The organism is Stenotrophomonas sp. NPDC077461, from assembly GCF_049545475.1.
GTDB classification, from domain to species: domain Bacteria; phylum Pseudomonadota; class Gammaproteobacteria; order Xanthomonadales; family Xanthomonadaceae; genus Stenotrophomonas; species Stenotrophomonas nematodicola.
This window is the reverse complement of the sequence record NZ_JBMWDO010000008.1, coordinates 1-24405: the sequence shown is the minus strand read 5'-3', so window position 1 is coordinate 24405 and position 24405 is coordinate 1. Positions and strand designations below refer to the sequence as shown.

At 64.5% G+C, this 24405-nt stretch carries 16 protein-coding genes, 1 pseudogene and 1 riboswitch; of the genes and pseudogenes, 12 read left to right on the top strand and 5 right to left on the bottom strand.

Going from position 1 to position 24405, the window contains the following annotated elements; translation table 11 throughout:
• Nucleotides 1-20 precede the first annotated feature (20 nt).
• The gene (gene gcvP / locus ACPEH8_RS14150; protein WP_026070574.1) at nucleotides 21-2900 is read right to left on the bottom strand and encodes an aminomethyl-transferring glycine dehydrogenase; all 2880 of its coding nucleotides are present in this window, start codon (nucleotides 2898-2900) and stop codon (nucleotides 21-23) included.
• Nucleotides 2901-2983: 83 nt separating this feature from the next.
• A riboswitch (glycine riboswitch) is annotated at nucleotides 2984-3085 on the bottom strand.
• A 293-nt stretch (nucleotides 3086-3378) separates the two neighbouring features.
• Here gcvP and ACPEH8_RS14145 point away from each other — a divergent pair.
• Complete coding sequence (locus ACPEH8_RS14145) at nucleotides 3379-4602, top strand: multidrug effflux MFS transporter (protein ID WP_026070575.1); 1224 nt, start codon at nucleotides 3379-3381, stop codon at nucleotides 4600-4602.
• 140 nt (nucleotides 4603-4742) lie between these two features.
• Nucleotides 4743-5135 (top strand): hypothetical protein, encoded by a 393-nt coding sequence (locus ACPEH8_RS14140; protein WP_017354835.1) that lies wholly within the window; start codon nucleotides 4743-4745, stop codon nucleotides 5133-5135.
• Between the two features lie 202 nt (nucleotides 5136-5337).
• On the opposite strand, the gene ACPEH8_RS14135 is transcribed toward ACPEH8_RS14140, so the two are convergent.
• The 4 genes from ACPEH8_RS14135 to ACPEH8_RS14120 form a co-directional block, all read right to left on the bottom strand.
• The gene (locus tag ACPEH8_RS14135) at nucleotides 5338-7335 is read right to left on the bottom strand and encodes a M2 family metallopeptidase (RefSeq protein WP_136003107.1); all 1998 of its coding nucleotides are present in this window, start codon (nucleotides 7333-7335) and stop codon (nucleotides 5338-5340) included.
• Between the two features lie 129 nt (nucleotides 7336-7464).
• The gene (locus ACPEH8_RS14130) at nucleotides 7465-9117 is read right to left on the bottom strand and encodes a phosphoethanolamine transferase (RefSeq protein WP_166473325.1); all 1653 of its coding nucleotides are present in this window, start codon (nucleotides 9115-9117) and stop codon (nucleotides 7465-7467) included.
• On the bottom strand, nucleotides 9114-9887 hold the full coding sequence (locus tag ACPEH8_RS14125) for a phosphatase PAP2 family protein (RefSeq protein ID WP_166473324.1): 774 nt from the start codon (nucleotides 9885-9887) through the stop codon (nucleotides 9114-9116). The genes ACPEH8_RS14130 and ACPEH8_RS14125 overlap by 4 nt, the downstream gene beginning before the upstream one ends.
• A gap of 110 nt (nucleotides 9888-9997) precedes the next feature.
• Nucleotides 9998-11704, bottom strand: coding sequence for an ArnT family glycosyltransferase (locus ACPEH8_RS14120; RefSeq protein ID WP_166473323.1), 1707 nt, complete (start codon nucleotides 11702-11704; stop codon nucleotides 9998-10000).
• 131 nt (nucleotides 11705-11835) lie between these two features.
• Between ACPEH8_RS14120 and ACPEH8_RS14115 the strand changes: the two genes are divergently transcribed.
• The 10 genes and pseudogenes from ACPEH8_RS14115 to ACPEH8_RS14070 all read left to right on the top strand — a co-directional run bounded on the left by ACPEH8_RS14115 (nucleotide 11836) and on the right by ACPEH8_RS14070 (nucleotide 23919).
• Nucleotides 11836-12537: a response regulator transcription factor gene (locus ACPEH8_RS14115; RefSeq protein WP_017356899.1), complete on the top strand. Its 702-nt coding sequence runs from the start codon at nucleotides 11836-11838 to the stop codon at nucleotides 12535-12537.
• Complete coding sequence (locus ACPEH8_RS14110; protein WP_017356898.1) at nucleotides 12524-13837, top strand: sensor histidine kinase; 1314 nt, start codon at nucleotides 12524-12526, stop codon at nucleotides 13835-13837. Before ACPEH8_RS14115 ends, ACPEH8_RS14110 begins: the two co-directional genes overlap by 14 nt.
• A 116-nt stretch (nucleotides 13838-13953) precedes the next feature.
• A complete protein-coding gene (locus tag ACPEH8_RS14105; protein WP_136003111.1) occupies nucleotides 13954-15204 on the top strand; it encodes a DUF819 domain-containing protein in 1251 nt (416 codons plus the stop codon).
• A gap of 288 nt (nucleotides 15205-15492) precedes the next feature.
• Entirely contained in the window at nucleotides 15493-15957 is a 465-nt protein-coding gene (locus tag ACPEH8_RS14100; RefSeq protein WP_423667222.1) for a hypothetical protein, read from the top strand.
• Nucleotides 15958-16250: 293 nt separating this feature from the next.
• Nucleotides 16251-17286, top strand: a pseudogene (locus ACPEH8_RS14095) (IS3 family transposase).
• Nucleotides 17287-17599: 313 nt separating this feature from the next.
• A complete protein-coding gene (locus ACPEH8_RS14090) occupies nucleotides 17600-18085 on the top strand; it encodes a hypothetical protein (RefSeq protein WP_166473320.1) in 486 nt (161 codons plus the stop codon).
• A gap of 166 nt (nucleotides 18086-18251) precedes the next feature.
• Nucleotides 18252-20195: a polymorphic toxin type 47 domain-containing protein gene (locus tag ACPEH8_RS14085; RefSeq protein ID WP_423667219.1), complete on the top strand. Its 1944-nt coding sequence runs from the start codon at nucleotides 18252-18254 to the stop codon at nucleotides 20193-20195.
• Nucleotides 20192-20617 (top strand): hypothetical protein, encoded by a 426-nt coding sequence (locus ACPEH8_RS14080; protein WP_423667216.1) that lies wholly within the window; start codon nucleotides 20192-20194, stop codon nucleotides 20615-20617. The genes ACPEH8_RS14085 and ACPEH8_RS14080 overlap by 4 nt, the downstream gene beginning before the upstream one ends.
• Nucleotides 20618-20770: 153 nt before the next feature.
• Nucleotides 20771-23392 carry an RHS repeat domain-containing protein gene (locus ACPEH8_RS14075; protein WP_423667213.1) on the top strand — a complete coding sequence of 874 codons (2622 nt, stop codon included), beginning with the start codon at nucleotides 20771-20773 and terminating at the stop codon, nucleotides 23390-23392.
• A complete protein-coding gene (locus tag ACPEH8_RS14070) occupies nucleotides 23389-23919 on the top strand; it encodes a hypothetical protein (protein ID WP_262072015.1) in 531 nt (176 codons plus the stop codon). Before ACPEH8_RS14075 ends, ACPEH8_RS14070 begins: the two co-directional genes overlap by 4 nt.
• Nucleotides 23920-24405: the final 486 nt, after the last annotated feature.

Sequence of the window (24405 nt, the reverse complement as noted above, 5' to 3'; positions counted from 1 at the left end):
TTGCGTCAGGGCAGGGAAGTTCAGACCTCCACGCCCTCGTCTTCCTTGTAGGCATCGACCGGGATGCAGGCGCACATCACGTTCTTGTCGCCGTAGACGTTGTCCACGCGTGCCACCGGCGGCCAGTACTTCTGCTGGCGCAGGCTGGCCAGCGGGAAGGCCGCCAGCTCGCGCGGGTAGGCATGGGCCCACTCGCTGGCCGAGACCGCCGTGGCGGTGTGCGGCGCATTCTTGAGCGGGTTGTCCTCGCGGTCCAGGCGGCCGTCTTCGATCGCGGCGATTTCTTCACGGATCTGGATCATCGCGTTGATGAAGCGATCCAGTTCGTGCAGCGATTCGCTTTCGGTCGGCTCCACCATCAGCGTGCCGGCGACCGGGAAGCTCAGGGTCGGGGCGTGGAAGCCGAAGTCGATCAGGCGCTTGGCCACGTCCTCGGCGGCGATGCCGGAGGTCTTCTCCAGCGGACGCACGTCTAGGATGCACTCATGCGCCACCAGCCCGTTGCGGCCGGTGTACAGGGTCTTGAAGTGCGGGGCCAGACGCTTGGCGATGTAATTGGCGTTGAGCAGCGCGACCTGGGTCGCCTTGCGCAGGCCGGCGGTGCCCATCAGGGTGATGTACATCCAGCTGATCGGCAGGATCGAGGCGCTGCCGAAGCTGGCCGCGCTGACCATGCCCACATCGCCTTCGCCGCCCAGCACCTTGGGCAGGAACGGCGCCAGGTGCGATTTGACCGCGCACGGGCCCACGCCCGGGCCGCCGCCGCCGTGCGGAATGCAGAAGGTCTTGTGCAGATTCAGGTGCGACACGTCCGAGCCCCACTTGCCGGGCTTGGCCACGCCCACCAGGGCGTTCATGTTGGCACCGTCGGTGTACACCTGGCCGCCGTGCTTGTGGATGATCTCGCAGATCTCGACCACTTCCTCCTCGAACACGCCATGCGTGGACGGGTAGGTGATCATCAGCGCGGCCAGGCGGTCGCTGTACTTCTCGGCGTTGACGCGGATGTCCTCGACGTCGACGTTGCCGTTGGCATCGGTCTTGGTCACCACGACCTTCATGCCGCACATCTGCGCCGAGGCCGGGTTGGTGCCGTGCGCCGAATCGGGGATCAGGCACACGTCGCGGTGGTCGTCGCCGCGCGAGCGGTGGTAGGCGCGGATCGCCAGCAGGCCGGCGTACTCGCCCTGCGCGCCGGAGTTCGGCTGCAGGCTGACGGCGTCGTAGCCGGTGCACTCCACCAGCATCGCTTCCAGGCCGTCGATGAGTTCCTTGTAGCCGGTGGCCTGGTCGGCCGGGGCCAGCGGATGGATGTTGGCGAACTCCGGCCAGGTCACCGGGATCATCTCGGCGGTGGCGTTGAGCTTCATGGTGCAGCTGCCCAGCGGGATCATGGTGCGATCCATCGCCAGGTCCTTGTCCGCCAGCGAACGCAGGTAGCGCAGCAGTTCGTGTTCGCTGTGGTGGGTGTTGAACACCGGGTGGGTCAGGAAGGCGCTGGTGCGCACCAGGCCGGCCGGCAGCGCGTCGGCGGTGGTGGCGTCGAGCGCGTCCACATCGACGTTCACACCGAACAGCTGGCCGAGCGCGACGATGTCGGCACGGGTGGCGGTTTCATCCAGGCTGATGCCGACCGCTTCGCTGTCGATCGCGCGCAGGTTGATGCGTGCGGCGGCCGCCTTGGCGTGGATCGCCCCGGCGTCGATGTCCTTGATGTGCAGCGTATCGAAGAAGTGCTCGCCGACGTTGACGCCGGCGCCGCGCAGCGCGGCCGCCAGGATGCTGGCCAGCCGATGCGTGCGGCGGGCGATGCGGGTCAGGCCGTCCGGGCCGTGGTACACGGCATACATCGAGGCCATCACGGCCAGCAGCACCTGCGCGGTACAGATGTTCGAAGTGGCCTTCTCGCGACGGATGTGCTGCTCGCGGGTCTGCAGGGTCAGGCGGTAGGCGGCATTGCCCTGCGCATCGACCGACACACCGATCAGGCGGCCCGGCATCGAACGCTTGTAGGCATCGCGGCAGGCCATGAAGGCGGCATGCGGGCCACCAAAACCGAACGGCACGCCGAAGCGCTGCGAGTTGCCGACCACGATGTCCGCGCCCCATTCGCCGGGGGCGGCGATCAGGGTCAGGGCGAGCAGGTCGGTGGCCACCGCCACCAGGCCGCCACGGGCGTGCACGGCATCGGCCAGTGCCTTGTGGTCGCCGATATGGCCGAAGGTATCCGGGTACTGCAGCAGCACGCCGTAGGCCTCCGCCTCCAGCGCCTCGGCCGGAGTGCCCACGCGCAGCACGATACCGAGCGGTTCGGCGCGCGTGCGCAGCAGCTCCAGCGTCTGCGGGTGCACGGCGTCGTGCACGAAGAAGGTGTCGGACTTCGACTTGGCCGAGCGCTTGGCCAGCGTCATCGCTTCAGCCGCGGCGGTGGCTTCGTCGAGCAGCGAGGCGTTGGCGATTTCCATGCCGGTCAGGTCGGCGCACAGCGTCTGGAAGTTGATCAGCGCTTCCATGCGGCCCTGCGAGATTTCGGCCTGGTACGGGGTGTAGGCGGTGTACCACGCCGGATTTTCCAGCACGTTGCGCAGGATCACGTTCGGAGTCAGCGTGCCGTAGTAGCCCTGGCCGATGAAGGTGCGGAACACCTGGTTCTTGTCGGCGATGGCGCGGATCTTGGCCAGTGCCTGCACTTCGGTCAGCGAATCGGGCAGGGCCAGCGGTGCCGGCGACTTGATCCCGGCCGGGACGATCGCATCGGTCAGCGCATCCAGCGACGCGTGGCCGACCACGTCGAGCATCTGCGCGATCTCGGCGTCGTTCGGGCCAATGTGGCGTTCGACGAACGCGTGGCTGTGTTCAAGCTCGCGCAGGGAAGGGGTGTTGTTGGACATGGCTGGCATCTCGGAGAGTGGGCACGCACGTTCGGAAGGCGGCCGGGCCGTGGCGCGAACAGGCGCGAGCCACCGGACCCTGCGGTCTTCCTGGGTGCCCCTCTGTCCTTTTGCCTGAGAGTTTAAAAGCGCGCATCTGCGTGCTCCGTGCCCCTTCGGCGCCGGCACTCGCCGGTCTCTCCAGAGTTGTGGTGCGGGTGGTATCGGGCCTGAGCGATTACGGGCGTTGCGCCTTCGGCAGCGGCTGGCCCAAAACGACCGTCCGCTTCTCCCACCATGTAGCCAAGCGATTATAGCCCAGCGGCCTGATCCGCTGCGTCCCTACGCCACATGAATACGGGGTGGTATGGGCGCCCGATCAGGGCCGTGGCGATGGTGCCCGGCCACACAAAGGCCTATCATCACCGGATCCTCGTATTCATCTGGCGCCGCCCGTTCCGGGCTGGCGCCCGCCGTGCGTTTGCGCATGGCCCAGACGGAAGACCGCATGACGCCCGCCTCGCCCTCGACCCGCCGCCTGGCCCTGCTGCTCGCAGGCCTGGCGATGTTCGGTCCGTTCTCGATCGATACCATCTTCCCGGCCTTCCTGCTGCTGGGTGAACGCATGCAGGTGGACCAGGTCGCTGTGCAGCAGACCATCAGCGTGTACCTGCTTTTCTACGGCCTGATGAGCCTGGCGCACGGCCCGCTGTCGGATGCGTTCGGTCGCAGGCGGGTGATCATCGGCGGGCTGGTGCTGTTCATCGCCGCGTCGGTCGGCTGCGCGCTGTCGCGCGACATGCCCACGCTGCTGGTGTTCCGCGCCCTGCAGGGTGTGACCGCCGGCGTCGGCGTGATCGTGGGCCGCGCGGTGATCCGCGACCTGTACCACGGTGCCGATGCGCAGCGCCTGATGAGCCAGGTGTCGATGATCTTCGGTGTGGCCCCCGCGATCGCGCCGATCATCGGCGGCTGGATCCTGCTCGGCGGCGGCGACTGGCCGCTGATCTTCTGGTTCCTGGTGGTGTTCGCGGTGGTGCTGCTGCTGGCCACCGGCAAGTGGCTGCCCGAAACCCATCCGGTACAGGCGCGCACGCCGCTGTCGATGCGCGCCCTGCTGCGCAGCTATGCGCGCATGGGCTCGCACCCGCGGTTGCTGCGGCTGGCGGCGGCGGGTGCGTTCAACTTCTCCGGCATCTTTCTCTACATCGCCTCGGCGCCGGTGTTTGTGATGCACCACCTGAAGCTGGGCGAGGGCGGGTTCGCCTGGCTGTTCATTCCCACCATCGGCGGCATGACGATGGGGTCGTTCCTGTCCGGGCGCATGGCCGGCCGGGTGGTGGCGCAGCGGCAGATCGCGATCGGCTTCGGCCTGTGCGCGCTGTCGGCGCTGCTCAACCTGGGCTACGTGCTGTCGGTGCCGCAGATCGCGCTGCCGTGGGCAGTGCTGCCGATCTTCCTCGGTGGCGTCGGCATGGCGCTGATCTTCCCCATTCTGGCGCTGGCGGTGCTGGACATGTATCCGCAGCAGCGCGGCCTGGCCTCGTCGATGCAGATGTTCATCCAGCTGATGATCAACACCGTCGTCGCCGGCGTGGTGTCGCCCCTGCTCAGCGGCAATCCGCTGCATCTGGCATTGGGCTATGCGGGCTTCTTCGCCATCGGTGCGACATTCTGGTACTGGGAGCGGCACTGCGAGCGCCGCGACGAGGCCCTGCTGCCGCCGGGCTGACGCCTGCGGCACGCCGCGGCGGCGCAGGGCAACCTCGCCCCGCGGCTGGCTGCCCCCAATACCGGCCAGGGCATGCCCTGGGGGCCGCTTGCGGCCGGTACGGTATCCTGTGCACTTTCACGCAGTCCGGAAGTCCCCCGATGTCGACCACCTCCAAACTGCGCCGCGACATCCGCCGGCGCCGCGAAACCCAGGCCGCCAACCGCGAGCAGGCCCAGGCCTCCCCGGTCGAGCCGCATGCCGAACTGCGTGACCAGCAGCGCACGCTGCTGGCCGGGATCGTGCGCCGTGATGGCGAGTGGGTGCTGGGCATGGATGGCCGCATCGCCGGGCAGACCGCCAGCGCGGCGCGCGTACTGGCGCTGATCATGCAGGCGGCTGAACTGCACGAGCGCCAAGGCACCCCTGTGCGGCTGGTGTACTCGGACGCGTTGAAGGATGCCGCCCATGCCGAGGCCAAGGCCGACGGCAAGGATTTCGACCAGTACAAGGTGGACTTCGCCGCCAGTCTGAAGGCATCCGCGCAGGCCTGAGCAACGGCAAACACAACGCGCGCGCTGGACGGTTCCCCGCGCAGCGGCGCATGGGCGGGCGCCGGGCGGCGATGCCCTTGCCGACGAATGTCCCACCGTCTGCGGTACCCCGGAACGGCGCCGCTGTCAGGTGTAACCGGCAGACAGACCCCCCAAAAAAAAACCGGCCTTGCGGCCGGTTCTTTTTTTATCGCATTACTGCTCAGTGGGCGGCGGGAGCCGCTGCTGCCGGCTTGGCCGCGGCGGTGGCCGCAGGGACCTGCCAACCGCACATCTGGCCCTGGTTCTGCTGCTTGAGCCACTCGTTGACCGGGCTGAAGTACTCGATCATCGGGCCGGCATCGAGCTTGTCGCCGCCGGTGATTTCCTTCAGCGTGGCCTGCCACGGCTGGCTGGCGCCCTTGCTCAGCATCGCCCAGAACTTCTGACCGGCTTCCTTGTTGCCGTAGAAGCTGCACTGGTGCAGCGGACCCGTGTAGCCGGCCGCGTCGCACAGGCCCTTGTAGAACTGGAACTGCAGGATGCGCGCCAGGAAGTAGCGGGTGTACGGCGTGTTGCCCGGCACGTGGTACTTGGCGCCCGGATCGAAGAACTCCTCGCCGCGTGCGCTGGCCGGGGCCACGCCCTGGTACTTGGCCTTCAGATCCCACCAGGCCTGGTTGTAGTGGTCCGGGGTGATCGAGCCGTCGAAGACGCCCCAGCGCCAGCGGTCGATCATCAGCCCGAACGGCAGGAACGACACGCCGCTCAGCGCCATGCGCATCTGCGCGTTGATGGTCGCCTCGCGGCTTTCCTGCGGCTTGTCGACCAGGCCGATCGAGTTGAGGTACTGCGGGGTCATCGCCAGCACGATGGTGTCGCCGATCGCTTCATGGAACCCATCGTTGGCACCGCCCTGGAACAGCGGCGGCAGCGGGTTGTAGGCCAGGTCGTAATAGATGTGGCCCAGCTCGTGGTAGATCGTGGTGAAGGTCTCTTCGTTCGGCTTGATGCACATCTTGGTGCGCACATCGCCGTCCATGTTCATGTCCCACGCGCTGGCATGGCAGACCACATCGCGGTCCAGCGGCTTGATGAACTGGGTCTTGTCCCAGTACGACTTCGGCAGCGCCGGCATGCCCAGCGACACGTAGAAGTCCTGCGCGCGTTCGGTCATCTGCTTGGCGGTCCGCAGTTCGGCCTCACGCTGCGCCTTGAACTGCGCTTCGGCGCTGGCGCCGTTGCCACCGGCCTTGGCCAGCGCGCCGCTCAGGTTGGTCTGGTACTGCTTTTCCAGCGCCGCGGTGATGTCCAGGCTTCCCGCGCCCGGGTAGGGTTCCAGCTGGTCCCACAGGTTGGACCAGTCCTGCTGCCACATGTTGCCGAGCAGGTGCGCGGCGATCAGGCCGCCGTCCACTTCGGCCTTGTCCTTGCCGTAGGTCGTGTCCAGCTTGGTACGGGCGTAGCAGTGCAGCTGCTCGTACATCGGTTTGACCTGCTCCCACAGCCGGTCGGTTTCCGGGCCGATCTGCTCCGGCGGCATGTCATAGCCGCTGCGCCACATCTGGCCCGCATCGGCGAAGCCCATTTCCTTGGCGCCTTCGTTGACCAGACCGACGAAGCGCTGGTAATCGGCACGCATCGGCTTGGTGGTGCTGTGCCAGCCCTGCCAGGCATCCAGCTGCAGGGTGTAGTCGCGGCTGCGCGCCAGTACCTGTTCCAGATCGCCCAGCTGGCGGCAACTCGCCGGGTCGGCGTCGTCGGTGCAGTACTTGCCCGCGCCGTACGCGCCTTCCATGCGGCTGGCGATGCGGGTCAGCTCGGCCAGCTTGGCCGGGTCTCGCGGAGCCGGCATCGAGGTCATCAGCTTGAGCAGGTGGATGGCGCGCTTGCTGTCCTCGGACATCGGCTGGCCGTCGAATGCCGCCGCCTGCGTGATCCAGCCGTTGAGCACGGTCAGCCAGCGCTCGTTGGCCTTGGCCGCCACCCGCTCGGAGTCGTCGTTGATGTAGGTCGAGGACAGCCATTGCGCCGAGGTCATTTCCGGGTACATGGCCTTGTACTCGGCGTTGACCCGGGCGACGAACTGGTCCGCGGTCTCGGACGGGGTAGCGGTACCCGCCGCCGGCGAATCGGCCGGGGACGGTTCCTTCTGGCAGGCCGCCAGCGTCAGTGCGGCAGCACCGACAGCCAGGGCCAGCAGGAGCGGGCGGTGGTTCACGGGGACATCCTTGGGTGGTGACAGACCGGCGAAGGCTAGTGAAGCGCCCGCCACACCGCAAGGGGCAGGGCAACAACGCCCACTGCGCGGGGCGCTCTGCCTGCCGGGGCAGACCGGCCGCGCCGTGCGTTACGCCTCGCACCCCGCAAACAGATCCCGCTGCCGCTCATACAGCGTGGTCCTGACCTGCATCAGGCCCAGCACCGAGGGAAACAGGTTGTCATGATCGGTGTAGGCCGTGGCGCGCCGGCGCACGCAGGCCAGGTCCAGCCCACGATTGGCAGCGAACCCGGGCGAGAACCACATCGTCATCGGCACCCGGGTCTGCTCCTGCGGGGCGATCGCGTAGGGCACGCCATGCAGGTACAGGCCCTTCTCGCCCAGCGACTCGCCATGATCGGACACGTAGATCATCGCGGTGTCGTAGTCGTCCATGCCCTGCAGCGTACCGATCGTGCGCGACAGCAGGTGATCGGTGTAGAGCAGCGCGTTGTCGTAGCTGTTGGTGATCTGCTCACGGCTGCACCTGCCCAGGTCCGGCGTGTCGCAGGTGGGCGTGAAGTGGCGGAACCGCGCCGGGTAGCGCTCGTAGTAGCTGGGCCCGTGGTTGCCCAGCTGGTGCAGCACCACCACCCGGTCGCCCGGCCTGGCACGTACCTGCGCCGCCAGGTCGTCGATCAGGATCTCGTCCATGCAGCGGCCGTTCGCGCACAGGGTCGGATGCCTGGCATCGTCCAGTGCCTGCATCTCCAGGCCCTCGCAGACGCCCTTGCAGCCGGACTGGTTGTCGCGCCAGAGCACGCCGATGCCGGCGCGATCCAGTACATGCAGCAGCGACTGGTGCGCGCGGATCTTCTTTTCGTCGTAGTCGTGACGGCCATAGGGCGAGAACAGACAGGGCAGCGATACCTCGGTGCTGGTGCCGCAGGCATGCATGTCCGGGAAGTTGATGACGTTGGTCTGCGCCAGTTGCGGTGTGGTCTGCCTGGCGTAGCCGTTGAGGCCCCAGTTCTGCGCACGTGCGGTTTCACCCATCACGATCACCAGCAGCCGCGGCCGGCTGCCGGCCGCGCGCGGTGTGGCCTTGGCATCGGTGCCGATCGGCAGCTTCGGCGCGCGCTGGATCGGGTTGTCGCCGCGCAGCGCCTTGGGCAGGCCGAGCAGGATGTTGCCCGGCGTGGCCAAGTAGCGCACTTCACGCTGGTTGCGCATCAGGGCCGACATTTCCTGGAACGACAGCATGGCCCCGCCAAATGCCACCAGCGCCGACAGCAGCAGGAAACCGGCGCGCCACAGCAGCGTGCGGCCCCAGCCGCGACGGATCAGCTGCACCCGCCACACCACCACCATCGGCAACACCGCCAGCAGCAGCACAGGCGGCAGCATCGCCGGGGTCATCAGCTCGCGGCTCTCCTTGTGGTCGGTGGCCAGCACGTTGCGCAGCATGTCCGCATCCAGATAGATGTGGTAGCTGCCCATGTAGTGCGCGGCCAGCGCCGTGCAGAGCAGCAGCACGCTGACCACCCCCTTGGCATTCCAGCGCCAGACCAGCAGTCCCATCAACAGGCAGTGTGCGCCGACCAGGAACAACAGCAGCGACAGGGCGAAGCGCAGGCTGCCCGGGTGGGTGGCCATCGCGCTGTGCCAGAACAGGCCATTGCAGGCGACTGCGAAGAACAGGCTGGTCGCCGCGATCAGGGTCTCGGTTGACCACTGCGGGCGCCAGGCCAGCAGCTGTGACAGGGCCGGAAAGCGCTGCGCGCGCGACACCGATGCACTCATGCCCGCTCTCCTTGCAGTTGCAGCGTGCCGCGCGCCTGGCGGCGTGCGGCGATGGCCTGGACACCCTGGTAGAGACCCAGTGACACCATCCAGCAGGTGGTCACAGTCCACAGGTCGTGCGAGAGAAAGTGCGCGCCCCGCAGTTGCTGCGACAGGCCGAATGTCGCGCCGGCCACCAGTCCCACCGACAGACCACGCCACCGCCACGCCGGGCGGACCATCAGCGCGAAGAAGTACAGCGCCACCCAGGCGAAGCCGGCGCTGGAATGACCGGCAGGAAAGCAGATGCCACGCGCCATGTCGTGCGGCCGTGAAGCGAACAGGCCGATGTACTCGCGGGCGCCGCCGTAGCGGGCCAGGTCCCACGGGCAATCCATGTTGGTCAATGACTTCAGCAGCGACACCGCGCCCGTGCCGAGCGCCACCGCCAGCACCAGGTACAGCAGTGGCCAGCGCCAGCGTGCCAGGCGCGGTTGGCGCCAGGCGTGGAAGCACGCCACGATCGCGATCAGCGCGGCCAGGCTGCTGGCCCACTTGCCGCCGCGATGCACCAGGTGGCTGGTGACCCACGCGTTCTGCAGAGCCCATTGCTGGCCCTCCAGCCGATAGAACTGGTCGGCCAGCCACTGGTCGCCACCGGCCCCCATCAGGACCGCGCTGACGAGCAGGGCGGCCAGCAGCGGGGACCACAGATGGCGGCGCAGGAATCCGACCGCCGCGGGCGCGGCGGCAAGGGGGTGCGGCACGGAAGCGGGGAACGCAGAGGACATGGGCGCGGGAGCCGGTGAATGATCCGGCGTCATGGTCATCAGCGCAGTGTCGGAGCGGGGTCGGAGCAATGTTGGCCCAGGGTTAAACGGCGGCCGGATGCGTCATCGGTTCAGTCCGTGTCCGGGTCGGCAGCATCACTGGGCAGGTGCGCGGTGCAGTCGCTGCGCCACGCGGTACCCGGCAACAGCTGCCAGCGGTTGCGGTTGCTGCTGCCGATCTCGATCACCTGGGCACGATCCACGCACGGGCTCATCGCCTCGTCCAGCACCAGCACCCAGCGGGTCTGTGGCGCCTGCGCGAGCCACGGGCCGGCGTCCTGCCACTGCTGGTCCCAGGGCCGCTTGAAACCGAACACGGCGGCCTTGCGATCGGCCTGCAGCAGGTTCTGCTCGCGCCAGGCCACCAGACCCAGTTCGGCGTCCGGTCCGATCCGCTGGCCGACCCGCTGCATCAGCGCCGAGGCCGAGCTGTACGGGTCCAGCGTCGGCATCAGGCCCCAGCCATACAGGTTCCAGAGCAGGACCGCGGTGACCACCACCAGCAGGCCGGCGCGGCGCTGGCGCAGCCACACCACCAGAACCGCCAGCACCACGCCGAAGCCGAGCAGCCAGTTGCCCAGCACCGGCAGCAGGCTGTCGGGCATGTCACGCCGGGCCAGTTGCGCGTGCGCCCACGGGCTGCCGCCGTGCAGGTTCACGGCGACGTACAGCGCGCCCACTGCCAGCAGCGCCACGTAGGCCAGCAGGAGCCAGCGCACCCCGGCCCGGCGCAGCAGGCCGGGCAGCAGCGGCGCGGCGGCCACGCACAGCAGCGGCAGCATCGGGAAGATGTAGACCTCGCGCTTGCCCGGGCTGGCGCTGAAGAACACCAGCACCAGCAGGCACCAGCCCAGCAGCAGCCAGTAGCGGCCGTCCAGCCGCTTCAGGCGCCGCCACCAGCCCGGCAGCAGGGCCGGCAGCAGCAGGCTGCCGGGCAGCCACAACGTCGCCATCACCTGCAGGTAATACCAGGCCGGCTGCACGTGGTGCCACGCATTGGCGTAGCGGGTGCCGGTCTGCTTGAACAGCAGCTCACGCGCATAGGCGTGCAGGCTCGGGTCGGGGTCGCTCAGCAGCGCGATGCCCAGGGGCGCCAGCCACACCGCCGTGCCCAGCAGGAAGGCGGGCAGCAGCCACCACAGCGTACGTGCCGGCACGGCCGGCCGGTCCAGCGCCCGGCCGCGCCAGCGCCACACCGCCCACGGCAGCAGCACCAGCAGCGGCAGAAAGCCCACGCCCTTGGTCACCGTGCCCACGCCGGCGGCAATGCCGGCGATCCACAGTGCGGTCAGGTTGCGGCCTTCCAGCAGATGGCGCAGCAGACCCCACATGGCCAGGGTGGTCATCGCCACCAGCACCATATCGATCTGCGCGCGTTTGGCCATCAGCCCGAACTGCAGGCAGCTGAACAAGGCGAGCACGGCCCACCACGCGACGCGGCGGTTCCACAGGCGCCGGGTCAGGTCCCAGGTCAGCCACAGCGTCAGCAGTGCCGCCAGCAGCGACGGGACCAGGAAGGCCAGGTTCCAGCCGCCGAACACCTGGTGACTGGCGGCCTGCATCCACATGAACACCGGTGGCTTCTCGGCGTACAGCTCGTTGCCCCGGTGCGGCAGCAGCCACTGCCCGGTATCGACCATTGCGCGGGCGGCCAGCACGAAGCGCGGTTCATCCGGGGGCGAGGGCTGGCGCAGGCCGATGCCGGCCGCCAGGGCCAGCAGCATGGCCAGGCAGGCCAAGGGACGCCAGAGGCGTGCCGAACGTGAGGTGTGGTGCATCCGCGGACCCTACAACAAACAGTCACTGTCTCCCCGACAGCGTGGGAAAAGCGTCGAAATGCATCGTATTGCGACCGGATTCCGACGTGGTTCCCGCTACCATGCCGTGATCCTTCACACCGAGTATCCCCATGCGGCTTCTGGTCATCGAAGACAACCGCCAGCTGGTCGCCAATCTATTCGATTATTTCGAATCGCGGGGACATGTGCTCGATGTGGCCCCCGATGGCGTGACCGGCCTGCACCTGGCCGTCACCCACCCCTACGATGCGCTGGTGCTGGACTGGATGCTGCCGCGCATGGAGGGGCCGGAGGTGCTGCGCCGGCTGCGCGCCGACCACGGCTCGGAAGTGCCGGTGATCATGCTCACCGCCCGCGACGAGCTGCCCGACAAGATCGCCGGGTTCCGGGCCGGTGCGGACGACTACCTGACCAAGCCGTTCGCCCTGCCCGAACTGGAGGTGCGGCTGGAAGCGCTGATGGTGCGTGCCAACGGCCGCAACCCGCGCAAGGCACTGGAAGTGGCGGACCTGCGCCTGGACCTGGCCACGCTGGAAGCGCAGCGCGACGGCAAGACGCTCCACCTGTACCCGGCCTGCCGCAAGTTGCTGGAGGTGCTGATGCGTGCCAGCCCGGGCGCCGTGACCCGCCAGCAGCTGGAGTTCGCGCTGTGGGGCGACGAACTGCCCGACGGCGACCTGCTGCGCTCGCACATCTACGAACTGCGCCGCAGCGTCGACGGTCCGTTCCAGCAGAAGCTGATCCACACCCTGCCGCGCGTGGGCTATCGACTCGGCGTCAGCGCCGCAGGGAGCAGCGATGAGATGGCGTAGTGCCACGCGCCGGCCGGCACCGTTGCACCGGCGCATGGTGTGGTGGCTGCTGGGGTATCTGGCGCTGATCTCACTGGCGGTGTTCAGCGTGGGCAACTACGTGCACGAGCATGCCGAACATTCAGCATGGCGCGCGCTGCTCAATTCCGAACTGGACAGCATCGTCAACCACATCGAGCACGAGCCGCACTACCGCTGGCAGGATTCGGACACCCTGCGCCTGTTCTACATCAATGACGCCAGCGACGCGCCGGAGAGCCTGCGCGCGCTGCATCCGGGTCTGCACGACGGGGTCATGGTCGGCGGCCGGCAAAGCGCGGTGATGGTGCGCGAAACGCCCCATCTGGGCCGTCTCGCGCTGGTGCTGGACATCAACGACTTCCACGAGCTGGAGCAGTTCGCCACGCGCTGGGTGATGCTGGCCGGCGTGGTGATGATCATTGTCACCGTGCTCATGGCGTCCTTCGGCGTGGGCCGCCTGGTGCGCCCGCTCAGCTCGCTGGCGCGCCGCATCGATGAACTGCGTCCGGGCGTGCCGGGGCAGCGTGTGGAAGTGGATCCGCGCGGTAGTTCGGAGTTGTATGTCATCGCCAATGCGCTCAACGACTACCTGGCGCGCAACGAGCAGTTCGTCGAGCGCGAACGTGTGTTCATCAGTACCGCCAGCCATGAGCTGCGCACGCCCATTGCGGTGATCACCGGCGCGGCCGAGCTCGCGCTGGGCGAGCCGGACGTGCCCGATCGGGCGCGGCAGCAGATGCAGCGGGTGCGGCGCACCGCGCAGGGCGTGGAGCAGCTGATCCAGCTGCTGCTGGTGCTGGCGCGCGATCCGGCCCGGCTGGCGGCGCTGGGCGAGCGCATCGCGCTGGACCAGCTGGTGCCGGACATCATCGAAGACCATCGCCACCTGATGGGCGACAAGGACCTGCGCATCGACCTCGGTGGACTGGCACGGGTGGACATCGTGGCGCCACTCGGCGTGGTGCAGGCAGCGATCGGCAACCTGCTGCGCAATGCGATCGAGAACAGCGGGCGCGGCACCATCCGCATCGAGGTCTCGCCGCAGGCCGTGGTGACGCTGCAGGATCCCGGGCACGGCATGAGTCCGGAAGAAATCGCCGCGGTGCACGCGCGCATGGCCCGCGGCTACCGCAATGAGCAGAGCGGGATCGGGCTGGAGCTGATTGCCCGCCTTTGCGAGCACCTTGGCTGGGCGCTGCAGATCGAGCCGTGCGAGCCACGCGGGACGCGGGTGATTCTCGATCTGGGCGCGTCGCTGCCGGATTGGCCGACGTCGTGATCGTCCCGGGCCACGCTGCGCCGCGGCACGGCCCGTCGTGAAGACAATGTTAAGCTCACTACGCGCCGCTACATGCGGCGCTTTTTTTATCCCTTCGATCGACAGAGGATGGCGTCATGCCGACCGAACCCAGTACTGCCCTGATCACCAGCGACATCGTCGGCCTCGGCCTGATTGCCGCCACCCTGGCCCTTGTTTTCTGGGCTGCCAGCGGCCCGACCCCGCTCCTGAAAAAAATCTTCGCCTGGGTCCCGGCGCTGCTGCTGTGCTACTTCATCCCGGCCATCTACAACACCGCCGGTCTGATCGACGGGCACAACACCACGCTGTACAACCCGATCGCCCGTGACGTCCTGCTGCCGGCCGCGCTGGTGCTGCTCACGTTGTCGATCGACATCAAGGGGGTGATCAAGCTCGGTCCCAAGCTGCTGCTGGTGTTCTGCGCCGGCACGCTTGGCATCATGCTCGGCGCGATCGTGTCGTTCCAGGTGATGTCCTGGATCCACCCCGAAACGGTGGCCGGCGATACCTGGACGGGCATGGCGGCGTTGGCCGGCAGTTGGATCGGCGGCGGCGCCAACATGGTGGCGATGCGCGAAGTGTTCGGCACCGACGCCACCACCTTCGGCCAGTTCGCGGTGGTTGATGTGGCCTGTGCCAGCCTGTGGATGGCCATCCTGCTGTTCCTGGCCAATCGCGCCAAGCAGATCGACATCCGCAACGGCGCCGACACCCGCGCCATCGACGAGATGAAAGAACGCATCTCCGCCTACGAGGCGCAGAACGCGCGCATTCCCAGCCTGACCGACCTGATGGTGATTGTCGGCGTGGCGCTGGGCGGCGTGGGTCTGGCTCATGCGATTGCCGCGCCGCTCAGCGGCTGGTTCAAGGAGAACGTCAGCTGGGCCAGCCAGTTCAGCCTGGACAGCCCGTTCGTGTGGGTGGTGCTGCTGTCCACCGCGCTCGGCCTGGGTCTGAGCTTCACCCGTGCGCGCCGACTCGAAGCGGCCGGCGCTTCGCGCCTGGGCACGGTGTTCCTGTACTTCCTGATCGCCTGCATCGGCATGCAGATGGACCTGATGTCGCTGCTGGACCGCCCGTGGCTGTTTGCCCTGGGTGTGATCTGGATGCTCACCCACATCCTGGTGCTGTGGATCGTCGCCAAGCTGGTGCGCGCGCCGCTGTTCTTCTTCGCCATTGGTTCGCAGGGCAACATCGGCGCCGCCGCATCGGCCCCGGTGGTCGCCGCGGCGTTCCATCCGTCGCTGGCACCGGTGGGCGTGCTGCTCGGCACGGTGGGCTATGCCACCGGTACCGGCCTGGCCTATGTGACCGGTCTGATCCTGAAATGGATGGCCGGGGGGTAAGGGACGAAACCGGCCGTTCACCCAGCGCCGGGGAGGGCTGCCCGGATTCTCAGGAGGGAAAGCGCGTCGTCCCGGTACCGCCGGGCGACGCGCTTGAACACCTTGGTCTTGTTGCGGACGCCCTGACCGACGTCCTTCCGAGATTGTGAAGCTCGCCTACCCGTGATACAAACCCGATGCTGTTCGACTGGGGAGCCGACAGCAGCACGACACATCGGTAACAGGGGGCTGTCCGACTCAATTCAATGAGTGGGGAGGCCGTGGAACGTCAGAATGGAATCACATCCTATGAAGCCTCTCCTTCGGGCGGCGGGTCGGACCCTGCTGTGCGCCTTCGTACTCCTCACGCAGCCAGTCTGGGCCGCGCAGCCTTGGGAGGAATACTCCAAGCTGATCAAATCGCGCGAGCACATCACGGCTGAAGGGCCGCAGCTCTTTGGCGACGCCGTAAACCTTTACACGGGCGAGCTCAGTTTCGCCGTCAGCGACGTCTCCATTCCGGGCAACAACAACTTGCCTGTGGCGCTGGGGCGGAAGTATGCGGTGCCAGGCGAAGGGATTCCCAACCTGCCGATGGGCGACTGGGACATCGACATTCCCTACCTGGGGGGACCTTCGAGCATTACTCGGGATGGAACGTCTACACCGCCGAGCCGATGGCGCGCTGCTCGTCGGTCACAAGCGTCGCATATGCAGCGACCATCCGGTCAAGCCAACATACTCAGGGAGAACGAGCGGAACAGGGACGCCTGAGCAGCAGGTGGCAAAGCGTACAGCTCAGCCAGATCATCAAGCCAAAACTGCAGATGGGTACCGTCCTGCCACGGTGGACAAGAACTCTTCAAATCCTGATGCAATCGCTGGACGCGAGCAGCGCCTTATTGAAAGTAGTGGTGGGGCTCAGTCCCAAGGGGGAGCCGACGTCCCCCCGGGATTGAGTAGCACGACGGTTTGGAGTCCAATCCTCAACGACAAGGAGATTGGACGTGAAGAAGCGCTTTTCCGAAGAACAGATCATCGGCTTCCTGCGCGAGGCGGAGGCCGGCATGCCGATCAAGGATCTGTGCCGCCAACATGGCTTCAGTGAGGCCTCGTACTACCTGTGGCGCAGCAAGTTCGGTGGCATGAGCGTGCCCGACGCCAAGCGGCTCAAAGACCTGGAGGCCGAGAACACGCGCCTGAAGAAGCTGCTGGCCGAGCAGATGTTCGAGAACGACGTGATAAAGGATGCATTGCGAAAAAAGTGGTGACCGCACCGGCGCGCAGGTTGCTGGTGCGGAGCATGGTCGAGAAAGGGCTCAGTGAGCGGCGTGCGTTGGTGGTTGCACGCATGAGCGCCAGCACGAGCCCAGGCCGGACCACAACGTTGAACTGCGTGAGCAGATCGCGGCCCTGGCACACCGGCATCGACGTTACGGCGTGGGCATGATCCATCTGAAGCTGCGACAGAGTGGGTTCGTCGTGAACTACAAGCGTGTGGAGCGCCCGTATCAGGAAGCTGGCCTGCAGGTGCGTCGCAGGAAGCGCAAGAAGGTACCTGTCGGTGAACGTCAGCCCTTGCTGCGCCCGTCCGCCGCCAACCAGGTGTGGTCGATGGATTTTGTGTTCGACCGCACCGCGGAAGGCCGAGTAATCAAGTGTTTGACCATCGTTGATGACGCCACTCGCGAGGCCGTGGCCATTGAGGTTGAACGAGCTATTTCCGGGCAAGGCGTTGCCAGGGTGCTGGACAGATTGGCCGTTCAGCGCGGTTTGCCGCAGGTGATCAGGACAGACAACGGCAAGGAGTTTTGCGGAAAAGCGATGGTGGCGTGGGCTCGCGAGAAGGGAATTGCCCTGCGCCTGATCGAGCCGGGGAAGCCGAACCAAAACGCTTACGTTGAGTCCTTCAACGGGCGGCTGCGCGATGAATGTCTGAACGAGCATTGGCTCCCGACGTTGCTCCATGCCAGGACCAGTATCGAAAGCTGGCGGCGTGACTACAACGAAGAACGGCCTAAGCGGGCTCTTGGCGGGCTGACGCCCGCCCAGTACGCCGCACAGTTGGCTGGAAAGAGAGATACCATCAGCACCGGACTCTAAACCCGCCCACTACTCAAGCCGGGGGGGCGTCGGGGGGTATGGTTGTTGGTCATGAGGGAGTGCATAAATGGGACAGCATGCAGCCCGGCGCCCGGCCGAGTTACTTTCCTGCAACAGGCATTGAACGAATGGTGACGGAACTAAATGCTTATGGCATGAGCTCCGCGATGGCGAATGCATTAGGCATTAGGAATGCCTACAATCAACCTGGAATGTCGCTCGCGGATCGACGGCGAGCTATTTGGGATGGTGCAAAGCGCTCTTGGGAAGGAGCCTGTGCGAGTGGCGGCGGCGGTTGCTCTGGATATGAGCCATGAATAAATTTGCCATCGCCTTCGTGGGTCTTTTACTGACCAGTTGCTCGAGCTCTCCAATAGAAGATCCCTACTGTAGAGCAGTTCTATCGAGCGTGCCAACGCGCGAGCTGCCTGTGCGGGATGTATACATCTACGGAACACTTGAGCATGGAACAATATTAATAAATCCATCGTGCATGCAGCCCGTCTTTAACTTCTACAGTTTTCAGGGGGCGATTTCTCCCGCAGATGGCGCTGTAGGCCGGATTCGCGAGTTCAACAAGAGGGTGTACGATCAGCCTGCCGCCGCAAGCGGTCTTTTCAAAATTAGCGGAACCCTTGACGTCCATCCAGAATCAAGGCTTGTTGAGCTCAATGATGTGTATGAATTCAACGAAGTTGATGAGGCAGAGGCAAGGCTCGTAATTGGTAGACTTCGCCAAAGTCGCGATGAAGCGCCTAGGCCTCCGCCCCGCCGCTCAAACGCTGTCGACTCCCTGTAGTTCACTGCCCTGCTGAGTTGAAGTGGCTTATTCGTGACTGACCCACCACCTGAAAGCTGGTGCGACGCCTTGTTTGATGGCCGACGTTTCAGGATGCTGACCGTCGTCGACCACTCTACCCACGAGTACTTGGCCACCGTAGTGAACCAATCGATGCGAGGGGAGCATGTGGCTGGCAGGCATGAACTGTCCCAGCCTGGCGACCTGCAACACCGAGGCCATCACCTCCAGCGGTCGTGCTGCATGGCGCGGCTACGACGTGCGTAACCGGCCGGTACACCTTCGATTCCCTGACGGCAATGGCAATACGGACTGGTCCTATACGCCGGACGGCCTGCCATCACAGCTGATGGTGTTGAACGATGCCGGCACCACGGTGGCGTACAACCACTATGCATATAACAAGCGCCGCCTGCTGACGGTTGAGCGTTCGGCGCAGCCAGGATGGTACGACTGGCCCATCGCGTACAGCTACAACGCCAACGGCCACCTGGCTGGCCAGGTCTGGCCCAGCGGGCTGGCCGTGGACTACGCACCTGATGCGCTGGGTCAGGCCACGCGTGTGGGCAACTTCGCCAGTGGCGTACGCTACCACGCCAACGGCGGCATCAAGCAGTTCACCTACGGCAACGGCATCGTGCATTCGATGCAGCAGAATGAGCGCCAACTCCCGGAGCGCACCACCGACAGCGGTGTGCTCGATTTCGATACCCGTTTCGACCCGAATGGCAACGTCAGCGACATCTTCGACCTGGCGCTGGGGCCGTTCTACAACCGCCACATGTACTACGACGGTCTTGACCGCTTGATCGCGGCGGGTTCAAACAGCTTCGGTGGGGACTACTGGCATCGCTTTACTTACGATGCGCTTGACAATCTGAAGAGCTGGACGCTGCCGGGCGTCAAGGATCATCACTACTGGTACGACAGTCGCAACCAGCTCACCAATGTGCGCGATGGCGTGGGCAATACCGTGATGGGGCTCACCTACGATCCGCAAGGCAATCTACGGGTCAAGAACGGCATCAGCCACAGCTTCGATCTGGGCAACCGCTTGCGGGAGGTCACGGGTAGTCAAAGCTATCGTTATGATGCGTTGGGACGCCGGATACTGACCTTTACTCCCGGTGCCGGGAGCGTACTTTCCCAGTATGCGCAGGACGGCCGTCTGGTCTTCCAGAGCGACGGACCCAAGGGCTTGGGTCGGGAGTTCGTGCACCTTGCGGGCAGCCTGATCGCGCAGCGTGAGTACAACGCGGCAGGCGCAACCATCACCTACCTGCATACCGATGCGCTGGGAAGTCCGGTGGCAAGTACGAACCAAGCGGGTGTGGTGGTCGAGCGGACGCACTACGAGCCTTATGGAGCGCCGATCAGCAAGGTGGTGGACGGGCCGGGGTATACCGGGCACGTCATGGACGGGGCTACCAGGCTGAGCTATATGCAGCAGCGGTATATGGATCCGCAATTGGGTGTGTTCTTGAGCGTGGATCCGGTGACTGCGTATGCGAAGCCTTTGGAGCAGTTCAATCGGTATCGGTATGCAAATGGAAATCCGTACAAGTTTACTGATCCGGATGGCCGAATCGTTGAGACTGCTTGGGATGTAGCAAATGTGGCAATGGGAGTAGCTAGCGCCTATTCCAACTTCAGCGAGGGGAATGTTGGTGCCGGTGTTGTCGATTCAATCGGTGCAGTCGTGGATACCGTTGCTGCTGTGCTACCCGTTGTGCCCGGGGGTGCAGGCACCGCGATCAAGGCGATCAGAGGGTTCGAGAAAGCCGCTGACGGTGCGCGTACCGGAGGGAGGGTAGGAGAAGGCTTTGATTCTGCGAGACGGGAGGCGTTTGAGAAGGCTGGGATGAATGACCCAAGCAACGTGTCCTTCTCAAAGGTTGACGAGAAGACGGGTACAGTTGTGGAGTTCAAGGGGGAGGGTGGGGCGAAAATTGGATACGATGGACCCCATGCAAGTCCAGGGCCGAACCATGATACTCAGCACATAAGCTGGCAGTCGGCAGGCAAGAGGGGGGAAGGTGGTGCGCAGCGAGGAAATATCCCATATTCAGGGGAGCGTCATCCATCAAGGCCGGATAGGAAAGACCAATGAGCGTGCAGGATAGTAGTGCTGTAGCGACGGCCAGGAAGATCTGTTCGCTTGGGTATGAGGGCGTTTCAGAAGTTTCTGATGCGGAGGCGCTGCTTGCGAGTCTGGTCGACGTGCATGGGATTGATTCGGAGCGGCAGTACTGGTGGGAGTCCTTGAAGAATGCCGGGTCGCTGAACTACGGCGAATCAGGTGGTGGATGGAAGGAGCGAATTTCGGCGCTCCTGGCCGATATGGGAGATCCCATATTTCTCGTCGTCACTGATGATGAGCCTTCGCCGTGGCCGGTGCTGAGAATCGAGCAGGGTGCGGAGCTGGTGAGATTGCTTGGCGAATTGCACTTCTTTGAGTATTTCGTTTTCTCGCGGGATTGCGAAAGAGTATTCTTTGATACTCACGATAATTCTCTGATCTGGTCGCCATAGCGCGGAGGTCGTTGAGAGGCGCGGGACGCACGCCTGCGTGTCCGGCAGAGTGCAACGTGAGGTGTAGTGGTGGGATCGCCCGCGCCACCTACCGACGGGCGCACGTATCCGTGGCTGACGTCCACCAACTAGATGCTCTCGTGTCTGCCCACGTTGAAGAGCCGGCATGCCGGTGAAGGCTTCCTCGCCCAGGCGCCTGACGGGAGCAAATATCACTTCGACTGGATGGTGGTGACGCCGGTCGAGCCCTTCGCCAAACCCAAGATCGAGCTGGGGCAGGTGGTGGCAACGGGCAATGCCAGGAAGATCACCTACTTTGACGGGCTCCTGCGCCCGGTGATCACCCAAGAGTACGATGCCGCAGATCAGGTTGGTACCCAGCGGCTGCAGAAGTTCACCCATGACGCCGATGGGCGCGAGACGTTCGCGTCGTATCCGGCTGGTGCATTCCCCGTGCCTTCGAAGGGAACGTGGAAGAGCTACGATGCGCTCGGGCGGGCGACGTCCAGCGAACAAAGCAGCGAACTTGGCCCGCTGGTCAGCACCACGCACTACCTGGCCGGTGGCGAGGTCAAGACAGTCAATCCGCGTGCGCAGCAAACGCTGACCCGGTATCAGATGTTCGGGCAGCCGTCCTACGATACGCCCGTATCGATTCATTCGCCTGAAGGAGCGGTCACCGAGATCGCGCGCGACCTGTTCGGCAAGCCGCAGGCCATTACCCGTCGAAGCGCCGACGGCAGCCAATCTGTCACGCGGCATTACGTCTACTCGCCCAATCAGCGGCTGTGCAAGACCGTGGAGCCGGAAACCGGCACCACGCTGATGGACTACGACGCTGGCGGCAACCTGGTCTGGTCGGCGGCAGGCATGGACTACCCCAGCCTCGCGACCTGCAACACCGAGGCCATCACCTCCAGCGGTCGTGCTGCATGGCGCGGCTACGACGTGCGTAACCGGCCGGTGCACCTTCGATTCCCTGACGGCAATGGCAATACGGACTGGTCCTATACGCCGGACGGCCTGCCATCACAGCTGATGGTGTTGAACGATGCCGGCACCACGGTGGCGTACAACCACTATGCATATAACAAGCGCCGCCTGCTGACGGTTGAGCGTTCGGCGCAGCCAGGATGGTACGACTGGCCCATCGCGTACAGCTACAACGCCAACGGCCACCTGGCTGGCCAGGTCTGGCCCAGCGGGCTGGCCGTGGACTACGCACCTGATGCGCTGGGTCAGGCCACGCGTGTGGGCAACTTCGCCAGTGGCGTACGCTACCACGCCAACGGCGGCATCAAGCAGTTCACCTACGGCAACGGCATCGTGCATTCGATGCAGCAGAATGAGCGCCAACTCCCGGAGCGCACCACCGACAGCGGTGTGCTCGATTTCGATACCCGTTTCGACCCGAATGGCAACGTCAGCGACATCTTCGACCTGGCGCTGGGGCCGTTCTACAACCGCCACATGTACTACGACGGTCTTGACCGCTTGATCGCGGCGGGTTCAAACAGCTTCGGTGGGGACTACTGGCATCGCTTTACTTACGATGCGCTTGACAATCTGAAGAGCTGGACGCTGCCGGGCGTCAAGGATCATCACTACTGGTACGACAGCCGCAACCAGCTCACCAATGTGCGCGATGGGGCGGGTAGCACCGTCATGGGGCTCAGCTACGACGTCCAAGGTAATCTTCAGAGCAAGAATGGCGTCTTCCACATCTTCGACCTCGGTAACCGGCTACGCGGTGTAGTTGGTAGTGAAACGTATCGGTATGACGCATTGGGGCGTCGCATTCTGGCCCACTCCCCCACGGCCGGTAACGTGCTTTCCCAGTACGCCGAAGATGGGCGCCTGGTGTTCCAAAGCGATGGACGCAAGGGCGTCGGCCGTGAGTTCGTGCATCTCGCCGGCAGCCTGATCGCGCAGCGTGAGTACAACGCGGCAGGCGCAACCATCACGTACCTGCATACCGATGCGCTGGGAAGTCCGGTAGCAAGTACGAACCAGGCGGGTGTGGTGGTCGAGCGGACGCACTACGAGCCTTATGGAGCGCCGATCGGCAAGGTGGTGGACGGGCCGGGGTATGCCGGGCACGTCATGGACGGGGCTACCGGGCTGAGCTATATGCAGCAGCGGTACATGGATCCGCAGCTGGGTGTGTTCCTGTCGGTTGACCCGGTGACCGCGTATCAGCAGCCGGTGGGGCAGTTCAATCGGTACCGGTACGCCAACAACAATCCGTACAAGTTTACTGACCCAGACGGGCGGCAGAGCGTCGTCGCATGCGCAATGAACCCCGCAAACGCGGCTGTATGCGCGGAGGCGGGAATGGCCACAGGAAGCGGGGCGGGAGCAGGCGCAGGAGCAGGAGCAGGTGGTGCCAGTGGAGGTCGTGGCGTTGTCGCCGCAATACTGGCTGTCATAGGCCTGGACCGTCTTGTTCAACGCTCGGATACCGTAAATTCTGCTGCCGACAAAATCAAGGAGGGGACTTCGCCATCCACAGGATCCAAGTCAGGTAATGGTGATGTGCATCCTGGCGGTGCGTACGCTGCAGACGCAGCGTGGGGTAGTATCGAAGGCGTCGGAGATACGAAACGCTATGAGGATCGACATGGGAACGTCACTGAGGTAAAGAGCTTGAAAGGTGGTGGTGTGGCTGACAAACATACAAGCACAAAGAGTGATCATAAAGGTGCGCCAACCATAAAAATCCGTGATTCAGATGGTAAGGTTATTCAAACCACTCGATATGAGAAGAGTTCATGAGTGCTGCTCAGGATGGTGGAGTAAAAGACTCAATCGAGGATCTGTTGAGTTTTTCAGATTTTCCAGGATTTCCATTCAAGGACAAGACGTGGTTGGGGATTTTATTGAATCGTGACCTTTATGGTGCTCCTGGGGTTCCGAGGGCGGTTTTTGATAGTCTTGTCTTCGGACTTGGTTTACGAGGTGCGATGCCGTTGAAGTTTGTACCGGCGCTGACATCGCCAGTTGGGGTCGAGTGTTTCCCGTGGACTGAGTTGGGTGACTGGTGTGACTATGTGAAATTCATTGATCGTATTGATTTTTGCCCGGAGTATTATCTTGTTTCAAGGGATTTCTCCGTTCTTCTATGGTTTGATCCTGAGACGGTTGTTGTGGGTGGCGATGCGTCGCTGATAAGCGAAGTTGCCCAAGCTCTTGGTGGCATGGAGTGTTTGGCGCAGCAATCTGCGAGAGAGTTTGGTGTTGAGTTGGACGACGGCAGGTCTGATGTCGCCGCGTTCATCAGAGAAATTTCGGGCTTGGTGTAATAACAAATCACTTCGGTTGACTGGGGTCTTGCATGCTGTCGATGGATTGAATTAGGTTGGTGTTGTGTTTTTTTTAAGCTGCGGACGAACCCCATCTAAACGCCGGCTCGCATCCTCTCCTGTATTGGCCTTGTCGCCACTTGCACACAGTTCCTCCAATGTCATCCGCGCTCACCAAGCGAATCGTTCTTAATGTTTGAGGCCCGAGATCGTCCCTACGAACTAAGGGCGCTCAGGTTCGAGGCCTTTTTGCCTGCGCGCGGTCGGCGCTGCCGCGAGCGGTCGAGTGCAGGCTGATCGAAACCAGTCCTTTGTTTGGGGGGGGCGTCAGCAACCAGCAGCTAGCCGTAAGGTTGTCCGGTCCACTGTGGGGGCGACGTCCCCCCGGGACTGAGTAGCACGACGGTTTGGAGTCCAATCCTCAACGACAAGGAGATTGGACGTGAAGAAGCGCTTTTCCGAAGAACAGATCATCGGCTTCCTGCG

What these genes read in the sequence shown, in the direction of transcription:
- ACPEH8_RS14105 (WP_136003111.1), top strand. Translation starts at nt 13,954, where the DNA reads ATGCCGACCGAACCCAGTACTGCCCTGATCACCAGCGACATCGTCGGC.
- ACPEH8_RS14090 (WP_166473320.1), top strand. Translation starts at nt 17,600, where the DNA reads ATGAATAAATTTGCCATCGCCTTCGTGGGTCTTTTACTGACCAGTTGC.
- ACPEH8_RS14120 (WP_166473323.1), bottom strand. Translation starts at nt 11,704, where the DNA reads ATGCACCACACCTCACGTTCGGCACGCCTCTGGCGTCCCTTGGCCTGC.
- ACPEH8_RS14145 (WP_026070575.1), top strand. Translation starts at nt 3,379, where the DNA reads ATGACGCCCGCCTCGCCCTCGACCCGCCGCCTGGCCCTGCTGCTCGCA.
- ACPEH8_RS14140 (WP_017354835.1), top strand. Translation starts at nt 4,743, where the DNA reads ATGTCGACCACCTCCAAACTGCGCCGCGACATCCGCCGGCGCCGCGAA.
- ACPEH8_RS14110 (WP_017356898.1), top strand. Translation starts at nt 12,524, where the DNA reads ATGAGATGGCGTAGTGCCACGCGCCGGCCGGCACCGTTGCACCGGCGC.
- gcvP (WP_026070574.1), bottom strand. Translation starts at nt 2,900, where the DNA reads ATGCCAGCCATGTCCAACAACACCCCTTCCCTGCGCGAGCTTGAACAC.
- ACPEH8_RS14125 (WP_166473324.1), bottom strand. Translation starts at nt 9,887, where the DNA reads ATGTCCTCTGCGTTCCCCGCTTCCGTGCCGCACCCCCTTGCCGCCGCG.
- ACPEH8_RS14085 (WP_423667219.1), top strand. Translation starts at nt 18,252, where the DNA reads ATGTGGCTGGCAGGCATGAACTGTCCCAGCCTGGCGACCTGCAACACC.
- ACPEH8_RS14080 (WP_423667216.1), top strand. Translation starts at nt 20,192, where the DNA reads ATGAGCGTGCAGGATAGTAGTGCTGTAGCGACGGCCAGGAAGATCTGT.
- ACPEH8_RS14130 (WP_166473325.1), bottom strand. Translation starts at nt 9,117, where the DNA reads ATGAGTGCATCGGTGTCGCGCGCGCAGCGCTTTCCGGCCCTGTCACAG.
- ACPEH8_RS14070 (WP_262072015.1), top strand. Translation starts at nt 23,389, where the DNA reads ATGAGTGCTGCTCAGGATGGTGGAGTAAAAGACTCAATCGAGGATCTG.
- ACPEH8_RS14100 (WP_423667222.1), top strand. Translation starts at nt 15,493, where the DNA reads ATGAAGCCTCTCCTTCGGGCGGCGGGTCGGACCCTGCTGTGCGCCTTC.
- ACPEH8_RS14115 (WP_017356899.1), top strand. Translation starts at nt 11,836, where the DNA reads ATGCGGCTTCTGGTCATCGAAGACAACCGCCAGCTGGTCGCCAATCTA.